The sequence below is a fragment of the Alteromonas sp. G5_S2_22_S1 genome, assembly GCF_054968525.1.
Genome location: NZ_JBQKUJ010000004.1, coordinates 25,563 through 44,123, shown reverse-complemented (window position 1 = coordinate 44,123; position 18,561 = coordinate 25,563). Strand labels below are relative to the sequence as shown.

Below are 18,561 nucleotides of genomic sequence, written 5' to 3'. Positions count from 1 at the left end.
CGTTGGAATGACTTTGGCGCAGCATAGGCTTGAAATACGCACAACGCTTCAGAAAGAAATGGCCCGTTCAGTCAATAAGTGCTGCCTAAATGAGGAAACTGAAAGAACAACCTCCTCTTAATACGCCATAAATGGTGCTTTAAGACCCTAAACGCCATTTATGACTATTTAATTGACATGTCATAATAAATAGCCATACTTAAAGAATTACGTCACTAATAGCTATATTTGGTGTTTTATGAGCAAAGTTGAATACACGAAAAAACTGCTCGGCAACCTCGTAAAGCAAGCGAGAGCCGCTTCTATGGATCAAGAAGAGTTAGCGCTTAGAACCGGCACAAGCAAAAATACCATTAGCAGGTTAGAGCGAGGAAAAGGCATTAATTCCGATACATTGTTTACCGTGTTAGATCAACTCGAAGTGCTTGACCCCCTTATTGAAACTATTGAGAAAGAGTACGAGTTAGTAAGCAATAACCCGTTGAGAAAAAGCTCACTCGTAGAAAAGGAACTGCCTAATGACTTCTAGAGCTTATGTCTTTATCGATGGACTCGAAAATAACCCGGTTATATGTGGCGTTGTTGAGTTAGATCCGAAGACTAATATCGGGAAGTTTCGATATGGACAAAGCTACCTACAAAGGGATGATGCATTTCCTCTAGATCCACTTCACCTTCCCCTACTTAGCAATCAGTTTATTACTAGAGTAAATAAAGGAATGTTTGGCGCTATCTTAGATGCTGGTGCAGATAGCTGGGGTAAAAGGCTTATTTTGTCACTGCACTCAACTAAGCCTAACAATGACCTAGAACTCGTTCTGGCTGGTTCTGGGATGGGTGTTGGCGCACTTACTTTTAGCTTATCTAGAAGTGCAAGTAAGCCAAAGAAGAATAAGAATACGCTTGGCGATATCCCTATGCTTTTGCAGGGAAAGAGGGCAATTTTAAAAAATGAAGACATTCCCAAGGAAGTCAAAAAAGCATTTGAATACGGGTCCAGTATGGGTGGCGCCCGACCTAAAACACTGATTGAAGACAGTGGTATAAAGTACTTAGCGAAATTCAACCGTCCAGATGATTTATACAACGTATGTTTAGTAGAACACGCAACAATGACAATGCTAGAAGAACTGGACGTTAGAGTTGCAGCCACGTCTATAGTGAACAGCCAACAAGAAGACATATTATTAGTAGAGCGCTTCGACTGTGACGCTGATAGACCAACACACCATTTCTTAAGTGCTAATTCCCTAATCAACCAAGAAAAGTTGACGAATCAGGCATTAACTGAGAATTATAGTTATGGTGCTTTGGCAGAGTTTATAATGAAGCATGGAGCAGAGCCGAGAGATGCCCATGAACTGTACACACGCATGGTTTTTAACATCTTAATGGGTAACACTGATGACCATTCCAGAAATCATGCGTTCTTGTATTCCTTCTCAGATAAAAACTGGCGCTTATCTCCAGCCTACGACGTATTGCCGATAAACAATTCCCGCCAACATGGAATTGGAATAGGGATTCACGGCAGAGAAGGAACGCTTGAAAATGCGCTGTCTCAATCTAAAAGGTTTGGACTTTCTCAAGCAAAAGCCAAAACGATCATTTCTAGTGTGCAAGCGTTAACTAATGAATGGATATCTTATTTTACCGAGGCTGGTGTACCCGATACCGATATAGAAACGCTTAAGGGGATTATTCCTTTATAGGTCATTAGAAAAGGTAATGGCCCGCCCTAGAGGATTCGAACCTCTGACCTCGGCCTCCGGAGGGCCGCGCTCTATCCAGCTGAGCTAAGGGCGGTTTGTAGAACCAGTGAGATAATCACCGAGCGTTTACTGTGATGCACTCTTGCATCAAGAGCGCTGCGTCAACACATATGCTGCAAACGGGGCGTAATAATACTTAGGCCAAGGGTTAGCTTCAACTCATTTATTAAAATCTCTTCGGGTAGCTTGGCTTGATTGTTAAAAATCCTTACTTTTTATAGGTAATTGGCTTCAAATAGTTGTTCAGCCCCAATTTACCGTTATAATCTGGCCAGTTATATTTTAAACAAATTCATCATTGCCTGGAGACAGATGTGAAATTAAAGACTTGGTTAACTGTTGCTGCTACTGCGCTAACTGTTTTTGCAGCACAAGCACAAGAAATGAGTAACGATGAAATTGCCGATCGCATTAAGCCGGTAGGTCAGGTACACGTTGCAGGCGCGGCGGCAGAAGGTAGTGCTGGCGCAGCTGGCGGAGCAAAGTCTGGTGAAGACGTTTACAACTCAGCATGTGTAGCTTGCCACGCAGCAGGCGTACTAGGCGCACCTAAGCTTCAAAACGCTGCAGACTGGCAACCTCGTTTGGACGAGCGCGGCCTTGATGGCGTTTGGCAAAACGCACTGAACGGTATTAACGCTATGCCACCTCGTGGTACGTGCGGCACCTGTTCTGATGACGAAATTAAAGCGGCTATCGAGTACATGATTGAAGGTATTTAATACCTACACAATCACAACAAGTTGATGGAAAAAGTAGCGTTTTACCTGCTTATCGGGTAATTTAATTGGTTGGGTAAACGTTACTTTTATACTGGCGAGCGGAATGTCACAAGATTCGACGCAACACGAGTTGACGGAAGAAGAACTGCGCGAACTTATACCGCAGCTTCAGCAACTCACCGATAAATATAAGCGCGCTGAACGTGTTCAGAAGGCGCTTTTTGATATTTCCGAGCTTGCCAGTTCCGTAAGTCACCTCAATCGCCTTTATTCTGCCATTCACGAAATCATTGCTGATTTTATGAATGCCGACAACTTCTTTGTTGCCTTCTACGAACCTGAAAACCACGTTGTCGACTTCGCTCATTTTGTAGATGAATTCGACGAGCAAACGGTTCACCAATTGCCCGCCGAGTCGTTAATGGATGGCATGACGGGGTTCATTCTTAGAACCGGTAACCACCTTTTCTACAAACGTGTCGAAGAAGAAATTTTTGCGTCTGAACACGATATTAAATTTATGGGTTCACAACCCTATGAACTTTTAGGCGTACCTTTAAAACGAGGAAGCCAAGTTATCGGGGCGATGGTGGTGCAAACCTACGATGAGGGCGTGCATTACACACAAGAAGATTTAGAAGTTTTGCTTTTTGTCTCTCAGCACATTGTTACCACCGTTGATAGAGTAAAGAACCGAGAACTTACCGAAAGTACCATCCGCGAACGCACCCGCCAACTTCGAAAGATAAACGACGACCTTCAAGAAGAAATTTTAGAACGACAAAAAGTAGAGTCGCTACAGCAAGCACTTTTTGAAATTTCTGAACTCGCCGCCAACCTTGAAGGGGATATGAATGCATTCTATTCGAGCTTGCACGAGATTTTGGCAAGGCTGATAAGCGCACCTAACTGCTACATAGCCATACACAATAAAGAAAAAGACCTTCTTGAGTTTCCTTATTTCAGCGATGCAAAGCAAGACCAGATTAATGCTAGGCCGCTTGGTTTAGGGCTAACTGAGTTTGTATTGAGAACGGGGCAAGCGGAGTTAATAAACCCGCCTAAAGTACTGGAGTTAGCTGAGTCTGGCGATTTGGATGTGTCTGTTGCTCAGAACATGTTAAACAGTGCGAACTCGTGGCTGGGCTCTCCCCTAGTTGTAGACGGCGAAATTGCCGGGGTTATTGCCGTGCAAACTTACGGCAAACACGCAAAGTACAACGCCCGCGACCAAGAGCTTTTACGCTTTGTGTCGCATCATATTGCTGTTGCCATAGAGCGCAAGCGCAATACCGAGTCGATGCAGCGGTATAACGTAGAGCTTGAAGAACGCGTAAAAGAACGCACTGCCGAGCTTAACCGCACAAACAAATTTCTAAAGCAGCAAATTGAAGAGCGTAAAGAGATTGAGCTGAAGCTTATTCACGACGCCCATCACGACTCGTTAACCGACTTACCCAACCGCGCTATGTTTACCAGTCGCTTAGAGCTTGCTATAGCAAGCAAGCAGCGCTACAGCGAAAACATGTTTGCGGTTTTATTCATCGATTTAGATCGCTTTAAAGTTATTAACGACACCCTAGGCCATCATGCTGGCGACGAGTTCTTAATTGAAGTCGCCCGTCGTATTGCTCTTTGTATTCGCGGGCACGACCTGTTGGCCCGTTTAGGCGGCGATGAGTTTGTGGTATTGCTCGACAATTTTGAAGATGAAGACGACGTTGAAGAGGTGGCCAGCCGTATTATTTCATCTATCTCTGAACCCTTCTTATTGGATGGCCGAGAGATGTACTCCGGCGCTAGTGTAGGTATTGCACACATTGAAACCTATTATCGCAGTGCCGATGAAGTACTACGTGATGCTGACGCCGCCATGTATCAAGCGAAAACCCTTGGTCGCGGCCGCTTTGTTATGTTCGATAAGAGCATGCGCGACAGACTTGTTGAAGAGCTAGAACTTGAAAATGAGTTTCGACGGGCGCTGCGTGAAGAAGAATTCGACTACTTTTTGCAACCTGTTATTAAACTAGACGATAAAAGTACGCTATATAAAGAAATGTATGTTCGCTGGTCGCACCCAGCTTACGGCAAAATAGCCAGAGAACAGTTTAGGCAAGTGGCTGAGCACAGCGGCTTAACGCTAGATCTCGATTTATTTCAGCTAACCAAAGCTTGTGAACTCATTAACTATTATCAAGGCACCGACGATCCTATTAACAAGATTGCGGTGAATGTGTCGATTAATCATTTGCTACAGGCCTCAATGGTTAATCAAATGATTGATGTTATCGAGTCGGCCGATATAACGCCAAGCCAACTGGTGTTTGAGTTTGATGAGAACGACTTAAACCGCCGTTCACAGTTTATTCTTCCCGCTATTAAAAAGTTAAAACGGGCTGGCGTCACCCTTGTGCTTGATAACTTTGGCAGCGGTTTAGCCTCACTTAGCTATCTGTTCGCCTACCCCTTCGATTTCATAAAGATTGATCACCGCTTCGTTAAATCTATTCCTCGCTCGCAGCGCAATTTAAAACTGATTCAGTCGGTAATGCTTATTTCGGAGCACTTGAAGTTTCAGGTTATTGCAGAGGGCGTAGATTCACAGGCGCAGTTAGACGCGCTTAATGAAATCGAATGCATTTACGGTCAGGGCAAAATACTCAAGCACGCCAAAGTGCTGGATATGACGTCGCTAGCTAGTTAAAAGTAAGTGCTTACTCTTAACGGTAGCGCTTTATATTTAGACTTTACTTCTTTCCCAAAATGCCGCGAAGATTAGCGATGCCCACTTGAGCTTTTTGCTGGCGCTCTTCTTTTGTCGCTTTTGGCTTCTGGTTTTCCCACTGCACGTCATCGGCCGGCAGTTCAAACAAAAAACGACTTGGCTCAGGGTTGATGACTTCACCAAATTGACGGCGCTCTTTGGCTAAGCTGAAGATAAGTTCGCGCTGGGCACGGGTAATACCTACATACGCCAACCTGCGCTCTTCCTCAACGTTGTCTTCATCAACACTGCTTTGGTGGGGTAACAAGCCCTCTTCCATCCCTACTAGGAACACAATCGGGAACTCCAGGCCTTTCGATGCGTGCAAGGTCATTAACTGAACTTGGTCCCCTTCCCCATCATCTTCACCACGCTCCATCATATCGCGCAGAATAAGGCGGTTTACCACTTCGGTAAGGGTCATGGGCTGGTCTAGGTCATTGCCCTCGAGCATGTCGTTCACCCAACCAAATAGCGTACTGACGTTAGCCATTGCCATTTCAGCCGCTTTGGGGCTAGCGCTGGTTTCATAAAGCCATTCTTCGTAGCCCATGGTGCGGATCATAGTACGCACGGCGTCTGCTGTATTGCCTCGCTCGGCGTTGTCTGAAAGCTCAACTATCCATCGCGAAAAACTCGAGACTGCGTGAAAGGCTTTATCTGGCAATACGCTGTTTAAGTTAGGGTGCGTGGCCGCTTCAAACATAGACACACCTAAGCTATTAGCAAAGTTGCCCAATTTTTCTAGCGTAGCACGGCCTATACCGCGCCCTGGCGTGTTGATTATGCGAAGTAAGGCATTATCGTCGTCTTGGTTTACCAATAGCCGTAAATAGGCCATAACGTCTTTTACTTCGGCCCGTCCGAAGAAACTCATGCCGCCACTAATTTTGTAGGGAATGCGGTTGCTCATTAGCAGTTTTTCAAAGATACGACTTTGGTGATTACCACGATACAAAATGGCGTAGTCTTTAAACTGGGTGCGGTTCATAAACTTGTGCGCCAGCAGTTCTGCCACTACACGCTCGCCTTCGTGTTCTTCGTTTTTGGCTTCTATTACTTTAAGCGGCTCGCCGTATTGAAGCTCGGAGAACAGGGTTTTATCGAACAAGTGCGGGTTGTTCTGAATAAGAATGTTGGCGCAATGTAGTATGCGCCCCGATGAGCGATAATTTTGCTGTAGCTTAATGACATTTAAGCGCGGAAAATCTTGTTGTAGCAGATGCAGGTTTTGCGGCTTAGCCCCCCGCCATGAGTAGATAGACTGGTCATCGTCGCCAACCACGGTGAAGCGTGCACGCTCCCCTACCAATAGCTTAACTAACTCGTACTGACTGGTGTTGGTATCTTGGTATTCATCCACCAGCAGGTAGCGAATTTTACTTTGCCATTTTGCTCTAATGGCCTCGCTGCTTTTTAAAAGCAGCGTGGGCAGTAAAATAAGGTCGTCAAAATCTAGTGCGTTATAGGCTTTTAGATTGTCTTGGTAGCGCTTATAGGCCTCTGCAAATTCTCGCTCGCCCGTACTGGTTGCCGACTTTAATAAAGCATCGGGCAAGATAAGGTCGTTTTTCCAGTTCGAAATGCAGCTTTGAAGTAGCTGAAGCTGATCTTTATCACCATCGAGTGTGTCAGACGTTAGGTCGTTAAGCAGAGCAAACGAGTCTTTATCATCGAACAGCGAGAACCCGGGCTTTAGACCGAGGTCTTTCACATGCGCTTTGATAATGGTTAAGCCCATGGTGTGAAAAGTTGATACTTTTAACCCGCGCGCTTCGGGCTTACCCAAAGTTTGTGCCACACGCTCTTTCATTTCACGTGCTGCTTTGTTGGTAAAGGTTACCGCTGCAATATAGCGTGCTGGCATATCGCAGTTTCTGACTAAATGAGCAATCTTGTTGGTAATTACACGGGTTTTACCACTGCCCGCCCCTGCCAGCACCAAACATGGGCCCGACACATAGGTTACGGCAGATTCTTGAGCTTCATTTAGTTTCATTTAATTCCTAAAACAACGTACATTTGGGCACAACACGGTTTTCATTGCATGTCGTGTCGATACCGATAGAATAGCTTTCACATTTTGAGCTGCGCATTATAAGGGAATTCCATGTTGGATCCGAAGAAACTCGAAGATTTAGCGAAACAAATTGCTGATGCTGTACCACCAGGCGTTAAAAACATGGCTGAAGAAGCGGAAGGCCGAGTGAAGACGGTTTTGCAATCGCAGCTGTCGAAGCTAGATTTAGTGACTCGCGAAGAGTTCGACATTCAAAGCCAAGTGCTTATTCGCACTCGCGAAAAACTAGACGCAATGGAAAGCCGCATTGCCGAGCTTGAAGCGAAACTAGCAGAAAAGTAGTACTTACTACTTTCAAAAATACAATGCGCCTTTACGGCGCTTTTTTGTTGGGATCGATGAAATAAAGAAATGCTCTTCTGCCTTTGCAAAGGCGCAGAACAAAAGAAACGTTACATCAAGATCTCTAAACCTTTCTGCTCAACAAGACTCAAGAGCTTTAAAGAAGTACCTCGAGGCTTTTTGCTCCCCTGCTCCCACTGCTTAATTGTAGATGGCGTGATGTTTAAATAGGCGGCAAAAACAGCTTGGCTTACTCTTGCTTTCTCACGTATTGCTTTTATCCGCTGTCCATCGTATTGCTTGAGTTTGGGTAAACATAATGCATCGAACTGATGCATAGTCTGCTTATCCATTACTCCGGCTTCGCTTAAATCTTTTGCAGTACTGTGTACCACATCTAAAATGCTTTCTTTCATGTTATCTCACCTCTTCAACACTACCTGAATCAATAGCTTTCTTAAGCTTTTCCTCGCTATAGTTCAGTAGCTCTTTAGCTAGGAGTTTTAAAGACTTCATTTCTTTAACACTAACATTCGAGCGGGCGCTTTTGGAAAAGCCATAAATAAAAAAGGCTTTATTATCCACTTGAAAAGCTATGAGGGTTCTTAAACTTCCACTTTTGCCTTGCCCCAAAAGAGGTATTCGCTTTTTATATACGTTTGCACCTAAATCGGCGTCAACTAACCCCTCTAGCATTTCCGCAACTGCTAATTTTATCAAGCTGTCTGATAAACCTTCTTTATTCGCCCACCTCTTGAACCACTTCAATTTATATATGCGTATAGATTCCATTTGACACCTAAAGTATAACACTTAGTAGCACATTTTGTGCGCGACTTTAAAAACATTTAGTGAGTAAATACTTTAGACTGGCTATAAATAAGTTATAAGGGGACGTGGGTACAGATTGGAGTAGGCTTTTAGTGCTGTAATTTCTTAAGGCCATACCAGCGCTAAATAGCTACTAAATTTGCTGTTGGTAAGTTTTACCAAACCAAATAAAAATGCAGCGCCGTACCAAGCGTAATGGCTAAACCAATGTAGTGGTTTTCAATAAACGCGGTGAAACAACCCTCACGCTGACGGCGTTTAATAAGCTGATATTGGCGCACGCATAGCAAAGCGGAAAACAGCACGGCTGTATAGTAAGGCCAGGTAGCATTAATTGTGCAGCCTATACACCACAATATTATTAGCGCGCAGGCCTGCAACAACATCACAATTAGCACGTCGTTTTTACCGAACAATATAGCGGTAGACTTAACGCCTATTTGCAAATCGTCGTCGCGGTCTACCATGGCGTACATGGTGTCGTACGCGACTGTCCATAGTAAGTTAGCAATGAACAACCACCAAGCGTACGTTGGTACAGTTTCTTGCACGGCCATAAAAGCCATAGGTATGGCCCAGCCAAACGCTGCGCCTAATACTACCTGCGGCAAGTGCGTATAGCGCTTCATGAAGGGATAGCTTGCTGCAAGCATAAGCGCGACGACAGATAACGCGATAGTTTGCCAGTTAAGAAACAGCACTAAGATAAATGCGATTACGATAAGTGCGCCAAATAACTGTAGCGCTTGTTTTGGTGTAGCTTCTCCTGTTGCCAGCAGGCGCTGTGTAGTGCGTTTTACGCGCCCGTCTACGTTTCTATCAGCATAGTCATTTATAACGCACCCTGCAGAGCGCATAACAACCACACCGGCTACAAAAATTACGGTTATCTCCAATGGCGGTAAACCTTGGGCAGCCATCAATAGTGCCCACAGCGTTGGCCATAGTAGCAAGTAAATACCTACGGGTTTGTCTAGGCGCATAAGTTGCGCGTATGCCTTCCAATTGTGCTTCATAACTGTTTTTCGCTTTCTACTTTACTTGTGACACTTTCGCCATACGCAGGAGATGCAGGAAGAAAAACTTCTGCCACTATCATGCTGTAATTATCTAACGTAAACAACGAACGCCTTCCCCACAAGGTTTGGTTGCCGCCCATACCAAATTGAGAGGCGGGCATAGTACATAATTGAAATGCTGACCGTGTAAACCTAGTGTCGTTAAACAATCTTTTACCTAAAGGCTCTCGACCCAGACCTGAAAGCTCACTATCTACAAACGCTTGAGGAATAATAGAACGGGCAAACACCCACTGCTGATGATCGCCACATAGCAAAATTTCTCGGGCTTGATAGCTGGTTTCACCGTTAGCGTGTAGTAACGATAGTTCGTTATCGTGGGGTATTTGCGTATGCTGGCCTAGTAGCTCTAAAGAGAAGTGATTACTTAAAGACTGCACCCGCTCAGTTAAAGAACCGGTATCAAGCAGCCAGTTTTTCAGCTGCGCATTAGGAATTGTGATGCCAGAAGGTGCTTGCCAGTTAACCGCCAAACCCACTGGAAAAGTGGCATTAAAACTCACACGAAAAGCCCGAATAATAAATCTGTGAGTATGATAACACGTCGTGTTTAAATATTTTCACTCGGTTAAACTTTTGCAGTAGTGTGTTTAATCAGAGTTTTGCTACACTACCCAGTGAATTTATTACTTTGGTGTTTCGGACTTCACTATGCTTAAGCCTTTAGTTTTACGTGTATTTGCGCTTAGCTTCTTTCTTTTTGGTGGAAACTTGGCAGTGGCTCAAGATAACGCCAATTATGCCTATTTAGGTTTAGAACCAGAAATTGTTACCAACTACATTAGCGATAGCGCTCAAAAATTAGGTTACGTACGGGTATCGGTTGAGCTAATGATTCACGATGTGAACGAGCTTGAAATTGCGGAACACCACATGCCATTACTGCGCTCTACCGCCATTGAAATATTTGGCCAACAGCCAGCAGAAAAAGTGAAGTCGCTTACCGGGCGCGAAGATATTCGCCGCGCCATTCTTAAAGCCCTTCAAGAGCATATGCAACAAGAAACCGGTGGTGAAGTTATAAAGAACGTTATCTTTACCAAGTACTTGTATCAGGGCGGCTAGTGCGCTGAGTAACGGGTAAGTAAAAATAGAAAGCGAGCCGGTGTAATGCGCTCGCTTTTTAGTATGAATGGTTCAATGATGTGCTATTAGGCATCCGGCTCTCATTAGAGAGTTTGGTAATTAACGCTTGCCCGAGCCAAGGCTTAATGTTGCCGCCAATAGGCAACCCGAAATCAGTCCTGCGGTATGCGCTGCGTTCGCCATGTTTACCCATAAGATATCGGCATAACCGAGCACCAGCCACACCAGCATAAACCCCACAATAGAGTTAGGTAGCGACAAGCCCCAGCTTGGGCGTAGCCACCCTAACCACCACACAAACCCCATTACAGCGTAAACCACGCCTGACAAGCCGCCAAATAGATACAAGTTACCCTGCACCGGTTCGCTAAAAATAGCCTGAGCCGCATTGGATATAGTTGCCGATACGATAAACACAATGAGCAACATGCTCATGCCAAGGGTCCGTTCAATTTTGGCCCCTAGCATGGCCCACCAAAGCAGGTTAAATATGATGTGTAATGCCGAAAAGTGTATGAACGCCGGACCGAGTAAACGCCACCATTCTTGATTTTGTGCCAAAACAGAAAACGGCTGCATAAGTAAATGCTGGGCAATAGGCGCGAACATGCCAAGTAACGACAAGCCATACACCGCTACGCACAGTATAAACACCACTGACGTGAAAGGCGCTTTGACCGCATCGGTAATAATATTGCCCATAGAAAAGCCGCTGCCTGAGGGCGCAAGCTGCACATTCTTACCGCTGTCCCACGCAGCCTGCTGATACTTAGGGTGAGTAGGATTCGCTAAGAAGTCTTCCGCTATGATTTTTGCGCGGTCGATATGCGCATCTTCGTTAAGTACTACCACGAATTCTTTATCGCTTTGAACAACGTTGGCCGTAATGTTCTGACTGGTTAAGTAGTTAGCGAGAAGGTGCGCTGGACTTTGTTGATTAAACGCAATTAAAGGATGACCCATAGACTTTTTGTTACCCCGAAAGCAGAAAATAGATAAACGCAATGTTACGTATAATGTGGGTGCGGTGCGTAACACCTTTATACTGGAATGTATTAGTTCTGCAAAGCATAAAACAAAGGTGCACCGTGTGCACCTTTGTTATGTTCTTACGTCACATCCTGCATGATGTAACTTATGCCGTTACCACCGGATTCGCCAGTCGCCACGCTTCGAAACCACCGTCCATACTATAAACGCTTTCAAAGCCCTGCTGTGCGATCACTTGTGCTGCCTGTTGGCTACTAACGCCGTGGTAACACACTACAACCACTGGGATGTCTTTGGGCGTTTGTTCGATAAACGCGGCAAAGTTGTCATTGTTTAACGGTGCCGCGTTCGGCATGTGTCCATTAGCGAACGATTGAGGATCGCGTATATCCACAATGGTTACGTCGCCTTGAAAGTTAGCAACGTCGTTGACGCTAATGTGTGAAAATGTTGTCATTATTGCCAGTCCAGAATAACTTTACCTGAGTGTCCTGACCCCATGGTATCAAACCCTTTCTGAAAGTCATCAATAGAAAAGGTATGTGTGATGATAGGCGACAGGTCTAAACCGCTTTGCAGCAAACTCGCCATTTTGTACCAGGTTTCAAACATTTCACGGCCGTAAATACCTTTTATTACCAAGCCCTTGAAAATAACTTGGTTCCAGTCGACAGCCACATCCTGTGGCGGTATACCTAGCATGGCTATTTTGCCGCCGTGGTTCATTTTGTTCAGCATGTCTCTGAAGGCTACCGGCACGCCCGACATTTCTAGGCCTACGTCGAAGCCTTCTGACATGCCCAGCTCATCCATAACGTCTTGTAGGTTTTCTTTACTGACATCAACAGTGCGTGTAGCACCCATTTTTTTAGCAAGCTCAAGGCGATAAGGGTTGATATCGGTAACCACAACATGACGCGCACCTACGTGCTTGGCGACCGCAGCCGCCATAATGCCGATAGGTCCTGCACCTGTGATAAGTACGTCTTCGCCTACTAAGTCGAAACTTAGCGCGGTATGAACAGCATTACCAAATGGGTCAAATATGGACGCTAGGTCGTCGCTGATATTGTCTGGAATTTTAAACGCGTTGAAGGCAGGAATAACTAAATATTCGGCAAAGGCCCCCGGGCGGTTTACACCCACACCTTCCGTGTTACGACACAAGTGAACACGGCCGGCTCGACAATTACGGCAGTGACCACAGGTAATGTGGCCTTCGCCAGACACGCGATCGCCTACCTCAAAGCCTTTCACTTCTTGGCCCATACCCACTACTTCACCCACGTATTCGTGGCCTACCACCATAGGCACGGGAATGGTGTTTTGTGACCATTCATCCCAGTTGTAGATATGCATATCGGTACCGCAAATAGCGGTTTTGCGAATTTTAATCAGCAGGTCGTTGTGCCCGACTTCCGGCTTTGGCGTGTCTTGCAGCCAAATGCCTTTTTCCGCCTTCGCTTTTACTAGCGATTTCATGAAATTACTCCCATTTCACGGCCTACTTCGATAAATGCATCTATGGCTTTATCAACGTGTTCAAGGCTGTGACCTGCCGACATTTGCGTACGAATTCGGGCTTGGCCTTTTGGCACTACAGGGTATGAGAAGCCGATAACGTAAATGCCTTTTTCCAGCAGTTTGTCAGCCATTTCACTGGCTAAGCGAGCGTCGCCTAGCATGACAGGAATGATAGCGTGATCTTTACCCGCAAGGGTGAAACCCGCTTCTTCCATGCGCTTGCGGAAGTGGTTTGCGTTACGCCATAGGTTTGCGCGTAGCTCATCGCCTTCTTTCATCATTTCAAACACCTTAAGTGACGCTGAAACAATAGGTGGCGCAACTGAGTTAGAGAAAAGATAAGGGCGCGAACGCTGACGCAGCCATTCCACTACTTCTTTTTTACCTGACGTATAGCCACCAGACGCACCGCCAAGGGCTTTACCTAAAGTACCGGTGATAATGTCTACACGGCCCATTACGCCGCAGTATTCGTGACTGCCTTTGCCGTTTTCGCCAAGAAAGCCTGTCGCATGACAGTCATCGACCATTACCATAGCGTCGTATTTGTCGGCTAAATCGCAAATAGAAGCGAGGTCGGCAATAACGCCGTCCATTGAAAAAACACCGTCAGTGGCAATGATTTTGAAGCGCGCGCCATCGGCATTGGCCTGCTTGAGCTGCTCTTCTAGCGCCGCCATGTCGTTATTCGCGTAGCGGTAGCGTTTAGCTTTACACAAGCGTACGCCGTCAATGATACTGGCGTGGTTAAGCGCGTCAGAGATGATGGCATCTTCTGGGCCAAGTAGCGTTTCAAACAAGCCCCCGTTGGCGTCGAAGCACGACGGGTAAAGAATAGTATCTTCTGTACCTAAAAAGTCGCTGATTGAGGTTTCTAGCTGCTTGTGGATGTCTTGAGTACCGCAGATGAAACGTACAGATGCTACACCAAAACCATGGCTATCTAGGCCGTTTTTCGCTGCTTCAATTAAGCTTTCGTTATTTGCTAGACCAAGGTAGTTGTTCGCACAAAAATTAATGACGTGTTCGCCGCCAGCAACGCCAATATCAGCTTGCTGTTGTGAGGTAATTACACGCTCTTTTTTGTACAAACCATCTTCTTTCGTGGCTTCAATTTGCGATTGCAAATGAGAAATAAACGCCGCAGACATGCCATTCTCCGAATATAGGTATAAAACGCGTAGTTTAATGAAAGCACATTAAAGGGTACACACCCTTGCGCTGTATTTAATGGGTTTGTCGACCAAGTTTGTAAATTATTCAGCACACTTGCGCGAACAGGGTTTACGGGCAAGGTGTTAACGCATAGCTAGGTGAAGTCTTTCCAGACGTTATATTCCACTTTGTCATTTAACACGTCCCAAATATTAGTTTCTGAAATGGGCTTACTTATAAGGTAGCCTTGTCCGATATGACAGTCGAAATGACACAGCAGTTCGTATTGCTCACTGGTCTCTATGCCTTCGGCTACCACCTGCATTCCCATGTTGCACACCATGGAAATGGTGGAATGAACAATGTTCCTGTCGTCGGCACTGCTAGCAATATTCGCAACAAACGAGCGATCAATTTTAATATAGTCAGCCGGTAGCGATTTTAAATAGCTAAGCGAGGAATAACCGGTTCCGAAGTCATCAATGGCCAGCATACACCCCATTTCTCGAATGGTTCTCATGATGCTCGTTGCACGTTTAATGTCGGACACCAGCACCGTTTCGGTAAGCTCTAGGCAAACTTGGTTGGGCGCTATATCGTTTTTAATGATTTGCTGTTGTAAAAACTCAGGCAAAGTGGGGTCTAAAAACTGCCCGGCTGAGAGATTAATAGCAATCTTAATATCGGGATAACCACTGTTTTTAAAATCGCGAACTATGCGAGTAGAGCGTGCTATCACCCAATAGTCTAGCTCTAGCATAAAAGACGTATTTTCAAGCAGCGGTATAAACTGAGCTGGTGAAATGTGCCCTTTTTTAGGGTGATACCAACGCAGTAACGCTTCAAACCCTATCAGCTTCCCAGTGTGCATTTCGATTTGTGGCTGAAAAGCCAAGCTGAATTGGTTATCCCTTAACGCTTCGCGCGCCTCAGACTCCAACTCAACTTTTTGCATCACTTTTAAGTTCATTGTGGCATTGTAGACCTTAAACGCAGCGCCTTTTTTGGCTTTCGCTTCATACATGGCGATATCTGCATGACGTAACAGTTCTACCGGCGTTGCACGCGAGTGACTAGTGATAGCAATACCGATACTGATAGACACATAAAATGTCACGCCATCCACAATGATTGGATCTATGAATTCATCGATAATTTTTTGTGCGACTTTATCGACGTGCTGTTTACTTTCTATGTTTGATAGCAATATAACGAACTCATCACCGCCGAAACGCGACGCGATATCAGAATCTCTAATGGGACGAGAAATACGCATGGCTGCCGCTTTTAATAACTTATCGCCCACATCGTGGCCGTGGCTGTCGTTAACTTTTTTGAAGTCATCTAAGTCCATGAACATTAACGCCACTAACCTGTCATCGCGGATAGAGCTGGCCAACTGCTTTTCAATTTGAAAAGTCAGCATATTTCGATTGGGCAGGCCAGTAAGCACGTCAAACATAGCCATCTTTTCGAGCTTCGCGGTATTTATTGCCATTTGACCGTCAAAGCTTTCAAGCTGACGAGCTAGGTTATTCGCCGCCTCTTCTACGACATCGAGTTCATCAGTAATCCTAAAAATAGGCGATTTTCTGCGTTTTGCTGCAATAGTATAGAACTCTTTAAATTTATGCTCCGCCAGCATTGGTAAGCGTTCACTTATATTTAATAACCTGATTCGGTATTGATTTAGAAATACGTAAAGCAGTGATGAGAACAGCAGGAATAACCCAATGGCACTTGAAATAACCACATATTGATACTGCTCGTTTTGTCGTACCATAGCCGATACATCTTGTACTATCAGCAAGTAAGGATGATCGCCAGAGGCATGGTCAAAGGGCAATAAGCTTACAAGCAGTTGCTGGTTATCAAGCACTACATTTAAGCCTTTTATCACTAAATCATCGATACGCCATTGCTCTGGCAAGACATCAAAAAGCGATTGCAGATACTGTCGATTTGCCGCAGAAACTTGGCTAGCTACAGCTAGTTTTGTTTCCCCTGCCGGCATTTTTTTAGCTTGGACAATGGCAACTTTATGCACATCTGTTGCGCGGCTGAACAAATACAAAAGCTCACGCATTGATGTGGAAACTACAATGATAGGAATTGTGTCGCTGTCCGCCATAACAGGAATGGAGATGTAGTGTGTACATACATTGTCACAAACCAATAGCGAGCGACTTTCAAACGTTGCTCGTGTTGTATCGACAAGCCGTTCAATTGTGTTGTCTATTGGACGATTTGGTGTGCCTACCACGCCAAACTCATCGAATAATAAAAGCGACTCTACTTGAAAGTTGAGGGTTAAATACTCGCTTAAATTACTCAATGACTGCTGCAGTTCGTTTAGGTTATTGGAATAGGTGCCTTTTTTACGACTAATAACATCAATAAGCGTGATCATACGCCCGTGAAGAATATCTTCGAAAAGCTGAACCCGTCGCTGATTGCTGATTTGGCTTTCCCGCTGCTCGAGCAACACCCGAGCTTCGGACTCTTGGATCAGCACTGTCGAAATGACAATAGCAACGGTTAATACCATCGCCAATAAAATAAGGATGGTTTTGGTGGTAAAAGATACCTGGACCTTCATTTTTTACCCTTAGAACCAGTACATCAGCTGCAGTGACCACATTTCCCAATATTTGTCTGCATGAGATACCACGTCCCGATTTAACAAACTGACCACGCGAGTTGCCCCTTCTACCCAGTGATATTCGCCCTGTAATCGCCATTTTGGCGCGATATCCCATCGCAAGCCTATGGTGTAGGTGTCTTGGTAGCCAAAATAGGCTGGGATCGTTCCACCTGACAGTGCTTCTAACTGTTTGCCCTGTCTGTCTGATACGTCGTTGACGTAGGTATCAAAGCCAATAAGACCACTTAGGTCGTTATTAAATAGATACCTAAACTGTACAAAGCCTCCCTCGCCGCGTCGCTTCTCGGCAAAGTCGGGGGCAAATAGCCCTTTACTGTCTTGGATTTCTCGTAAAACCTCAGCGGACACCTCCCAGTTTTCAGCAAAATACTGCGCAGACAACATTAAACGCTCGATATTCGCCTCGCCAGAAAGACGGTTGTCATTTAATGAAGGCGTATAGCGAAAATCTGAGTTAAGCCAGCTAGCCCCTACTTTCCAGGTGAGTGATGAGGGCTGTAAAAACACGCTCGCTTGGTGCACAAAGTCTTGTTTTATTTTGCCGTTTGCATCGCTCCCTAAAAGAAAGTCTCGCTGGGTGTCGTTGATATGAGAGCGGCCATAGCTCCAGTTTAGATCCCAATTGTAGTGAGAACCTAGGTGAGAAAAGTTTGCTTGGATGCCGTTACTGCCCAAGGCCACGTCGCGAAAACCATCGAAATAAACCGATTGAGGAAGCACCGACGTATAGCGCGTTTGAGGCACATCACGGGTTACTGAGTACAACCAATGCTTGTTTTTATAGCGACCTATATGAATTTGCCCACGCCAATTTTCCGATAAATCCGGTAACTTCCAGTCGACAAATAGATAATCTAGGCGCGCACCTTGTTCAAAGCGATTGCCACCGTCGAGATAATTGATTTGCCCGGCAATAGATACATTTTTAGCTAGTTGATAATAGCCATTTAGGCCGATTTCGGTAAGCTCACCCGTTATTTTATCATCGTCAGTCATAAAGCTACTGCCTTTCGACTGCGTCACGCCTTGCGCAACATAGCCGTGCCATGAGAAGTCAGAGTGGGAGGCTGCGGCGCATGAACTCATTAACCAAAGCGCAAAAGTAATGGTCTTTTTCATTTTAAATCTACCTCTACGCGTCGTAGCTTCACAATATCAGTACGCTCTACATAACCAATTGCACCGGTGGTATTTTCCAATGCGTCAATCAACGCTTGATACGAGGTTACCCTAACAGGCGTGAGGCCCTGTCCAGAGTAGGTTATTTGATCCCACAGACGAGACAATTGATAGGGAAACATTTGGAGTATATCGCGACAAAACTGTTTATGCAGTTCGTCTCTGTCTTGCAGAACAAATACGGTAATTTTTGTGCCGTCGCTCCAATACTGTCTTTGCCCAGTAAAAATCTGACGAAGCTCAGAGCGGCTAAGCTCTGCTACCATCACACTTTCGTTCACCATGACATTAAGTTCTGAAGCCTTTACTTTATGCCCTGCCATAATAGGCCCTGCCAATACTAGCAGTACAAGTGTAAGGCGGTTATAAGCAAGAACTTTGGATAGCCATCGCAAAGCGGGCTTTTTCATTCAGTAACGACTCCCTGTTGTT

18 protein-coding genes and 1 tRNA gene are annotated in these 18,561 nt (G+C 45.2%); 6 read left to right on the top strand and 13 right to left on the bottom strand.

Annotated elements, in window-relative coordinates:
• The first annotated feature begins 238 nt into the window (after window positions 1–238).
• Both ACTRWF_RS06210 and ACTRWF_RS06205 read left to right on the top strand, forming a co-directional pair.
• Entirely contained in the window at window positions 239–529 is a 291-nt protein-coding gene (locus ACTRWF_RS06210) for a helix-turn-helix domain-containing protein (protein ID WP_012516600.1), read from the top strand.
• Entirely contained in the window at window positions 519–1,712 is a 1,194-nt protein-coding gene (locus ACTRWF_RS06205) for a type II toxin-antitoxin system HipA family toxin (protein ID WP_015065865.1), read from the top strand. The genes ACTRWF_RS06210 and ACTRWF_RS06205 overlap by 11 nt, the downstream gene beginning before the upstream one ends.
• A gap of 17 nt (window positions 1,713–1,729) precedes the next feature.
• Here the strand turns inward: ACTRWF_RS06205 and ACTRWF_RS06200 are convergent.
• Window positions 1,730–1,806, bottom strand: a tRNA-Arg gene (locus ACTRWF_RS06200).
• 280 nt (window positions 1,807–2,086) lie between these two features.
• On the opposite strand from ACTRWF_RS06200, the gene ACTRWF_RS06195 reads away from it, so the two are divergent.
• Together ACTRWF_RS06195 and ACTRWF_RS06190 are read left to right on the top strand one after the other, a co-directional pair.
• A complete protein-coding gene (locus ACTRWF_RS06195) occupies window positions 2,087–2,494 on the top strand; it encodes a c-type cytochrome (protein WP_012516598.1) in 408 nt (135 codons plus the stop codon).
• Between the two features lie 103 nt (window positions 2,495–2,597).
• Complete coding sequence (locus ACTRWF_RS06190) at window positions 2,598–5,198, top strand: sensor domain-containing phosphodiesterase (RefSeq protein ID WP_348680639.1); 2,601 nt, start codon at window positions 2,598–2,600, stop codon at window positions 5,196–5,198.
• Window positions 5,199–5,241: 43 nt separating this feature from the next.
• Here the strand turns inward: ACTRWF_RS06190 and rep are convergent, their stop codons facing one another.
• Entirely contained in the window at window positions 5,242–7,257 is a 2,016-nt protein-coding gene (gene rep, locus ACTRWF_RS06185; RefSeq protein ID WP_012516596.1) for a DNA helicase Rep, read from the bottom strand.
• 111 nt (window positions 7,258–7,368) lie between these two features.
• On the opposite strand from rep, the gene ubiK reads away from it, so the two are divergent.
• Complete coding sequence (gene ubiK, locus ACTRWF_RS06180; RefSeq protein ID WP_012516595.1) at window positions 7,369–7,620, top strand: ubiquinone biosynthesis accessory factor UbiK; 252 nt, start codon at window positions 7,369–7,371, stop codon at window positions 7,618–7,620.
• A gap of 110 nt (window positions 7,621–7,730) precedes the next feature.
• On the opposite strand, the gene ACTRWF_RS06175 is transcribed toward ubiK, so the two are convergent.
• From ACTRWF_RS06175 to ACTRWF_RS06160, 4 genes are all read right to left on the bottom strand, one after another.
• Window positions 7,731–8,036, bottom strand: a complete 306-nt coding sequence (locus ACTRWF_RS06175; RefSeq protein WP_012516594.1) for a helix-turn-helix domain-containing protein — start codon at window positions 8,034–8,036, stop codon at window positions 7,731–7,733.
• Window position 8,037: 1 nt separating this feature from the next.
• Window positions 8,038–8,412: a type II toxin-antitoxin system RelE/ParE family toxin gene (locus tag ACTRWF_RS06170; protein ID WP_012516593.1), complete on the bottom strand. Its 375-nt coding sequence runs from the start codon at window positions 8,410–8,412 to the stop codon at window positions 8,038–8,040.
• 194 nt (window positions 8,413–8,606) lie between these two features.
• Window positions 8,607–9,467, bottom strand: coding sequence for a 4-hydroxybenzoate octaprenyltransferase (ubiA, locus tag ACTRWF_RS06165; RefSeq protein WP_278384376.1), 861 nt, complete (start codon window positions 9,465–9,467; stop codon window positions 8,607–8,609).
• Window positions 9,464–10,033: a chorismate--pyruvate lyase family protein gene (locus ACTRWF_RS06160; protein WP_015065863.1), complete on the bottom strand. Its 570-nt coding sequence runs from the start codon at window positions 10,031–10,033 to the stop codon at window positions 9,464–9,466. Before ACTRWF_RS06160 ends, ubiA begins: the two co-directional genes overlap by 4 nt.
• A 148-nt stretch (window positions 10,034–10,181) precedes the next feature.
• On the opposite strand from ACTRWF_RS06160, the gene ACTRWF_RS06155 reads away from it, so the two are divergent.
• Complete coding sequence (locus tag ACTRWF_RS06155; protein WP_012516590.1) at window positions 10,182–10,595, top strand: flagellar basal body-associated protein FliL; 414 nt, start codon at window positions 10,182–10,184, stop codon at window positions 10,593–10,595.
• A 120-nt stretch (window positions 10,596–10,715) separates the two neighbouring features.
• Here the strand turns inward: ACTRWF_RS06155 and glpG are convergent, their stop codons facing one another.
• From glpG to ACTRWF_RS06120, 7 genes are all read right to left on the bottom strand, one after another.
• Entirely contained in the window at window positions 10,716–11,579 is an 864-nt protein-coding gene (gene glpG, locus ACTRWF_RS06150) for a rhomboid family intramembrane serine protease GlpG (RefSeq protein ID WP_012516589.1), read from the bottom strand.
• Between the two features lie 172 nt (window positions 11,580–11,751).
• Window positions 11,752–12,063: a thiosulfate sulfurtransferase GlpE gene (gene glpE / locus ACTRWF_RS06145; protein WP_012516588.1), complete on the bottom strand. Its 312-nt coding sequence runs from the start codon at window positions 12,061–12,063 to the stop codon at window positions 11,752–11,754.
• A complete protein-coding gene (gene tdh / locus ACTRWF_RS06140; protein ID WP_015065862.1) occupies window positions 12,063–13,088 on the bottom strand; it encodes an L-threonine 3-dehydrogenase in 1,026 nt (341 codons plus the stop codon). Before tdh ends, glpE begins: the two co-directional genes overlap by 1 nt.
• Complete coding sequence (locus ACTRWF_RS06135) at window positions 13,085–14,281, bottom strand: glycine C-acetyltransferase (protein WP_012516586.1); 1,197 nt, start codon at window positions 14,279–14,281, stop codon at window positions 13,085–13,087. The genes tdh and ACTRWF_RS06135 overlap by 4 nt, the downstream gene beginning before the upstream one ends.
• A gap of 158 nt (window positions 14,282–14,439) precedes the next feature.
• Window positions 14,440–16,884, bottom strand: a complete 2,445-nt coding sequence (locus tag ACTRWF_RS06130) for a putative bifunctional diguanylate cyclase/phosphodiesterase (protein WP_020742591.1) — start codon at window positions 16,882–16,884, stop codon at window positions 14,440–14,442.
• A 9-nt stretch (window positions 16,885–16,893) separates the two neighbouring features.
• Window positions 16,894–18,069, bottom strand: coding sequence for a TonB-dependent receptor (locus tag ACTRWF_RS06125; protein ID WP_462835243.1), 1,176 nt, complete (start codon window positions 18,067–18,069; stop codon window positions 16,894–16,896).
• The gene (locus ACTRWF_RS06120; RefSeq protein WP_012516583.1) at window positions 18,066–18,539 is read right to left on the bottom strand and encodes a hypothetical protein; all 474 of its coding nucleotides are present in this window, start codon (window positions 18,537–18,539) and stop codon (window positions 18,066–18,068) included. Before ACTRWF_RS06120 ends, ACTRWF_RS06125 begins: the two co-directional genes overlap by 4 nt.
• Window positions 18,540–18,561: the final 22 nt, after the last annotated feature.

Bases quoted from the DNA above. Each gene is read 5' to 3' on its own strand.
- ACTRWF_RS06210 (WP_012516600.1), top strand. From the start codon at position 239: ATGAGCAAAGTTGAATACACGAAAAAACTGCTCGGCAACCTCGTAAAG.
- ACTRWF_RS06175 (WP_012516594.1), bottom strand. From the start codon at position 8,036: ATGAAAGAAAGCATTTTAGATGTGGTACACAGTACTGCAAAAGATTTA.
- ACTRWF_RS06205 (WP_015065865.1), top strand. From the start codon at position 519: ATGACTTCTAGAGCTTATGTCTTTATCGATGGACTCGAAAATAACCCG.
- ACTRWF_RS06170 (WP_012516593.1), bottom strand. From the start codon at position 8,412: ATGGAATCTATACGCATATATAAATTGAAGTGGTTCAAGAGGTGGGCG.
- tdh (WP_015065862.1), bottom strand. From the start codon at position 13,088: ATGAAATCGCTAGTAAAAGCGAAGGCGGAAAAAGGCATTTGGCTGCAA.
- ubiK (WP_012516595.1), top strand. From the start codon at position 7,369: ATGTTGGATCCGAAGAAACTCGAAGATTTAGCGAAACAAATTGCTGAT.
- glpE (WP_012516588.1), bottom strand. From the start codon at position 12,063: ATGACAACATTTTCACACATTAGCGTCAACGACGTTGCTAACTTTCAA.
- ubiA (WP_278384376.1), bottom strand. From the start codon at position 9,467: ATGAAGCACAATTGGAAGGCATACGCGCAACTTATGCGCCTAGACAAA.
- ACTRWF_RS06120 (WP_012516583.1), bottom strand. From the start codon at position 18,539: ATGAAAAAGCCCGCTTTGCGATGGCTATCCAAAGTTCTTGCTTATAAC.
- ACTRWF_RS06125 (WP_462835243.1), bottom strand. From the start codon at position 18,069: ATGAAAAAGACCATTACTTTTGCGCTTTGGTTAATGAGTTCATGCGCC.
- ACTRWF_RS06135 (WP_012516586.1), bottom strand. From the start codon at position 14,281: ATGTCTGCGGCGTTTATTTCTCATTTGCAATCGCAAATTGAAGCCACG.
- ACTRWF_RS06130 (WP_020742591.1), bottom strand. From the start codon at position 16,884: ATGAAGGTCCAGGTATCTTTTACCACCAAAACCATCCTTATTTTATTG.
- glpG (WP_012516589.1), bottom strand. From the start codon at position 11,579: ATGGGTCATCCTTTAATTGCGTTTAATCAACAAAGTCCAGCGCACCTT.
- ACTRWF_RS06155 (WP_012516590.1), top strand. From the start codon at position 10,182: ATGCTTAAGCCTTTAGTTTTACGTGTATTTGCGCTTAGCTTCTTTCTT.
- rep (WP_012516596.1), bottom strand. From the start codon at position 7,257: ATGAAACTAAATGAAGCTCAAGAATCTGCCGTAACCTATGTGTCGGGC.
- ACTRWF_RS06190 (WP_348680639.1), top strand. From the start codon at position 2,598: ATGTCACAAGATTCGACGCAACACGAGTTGACGGAAGAAGAACTGCGC.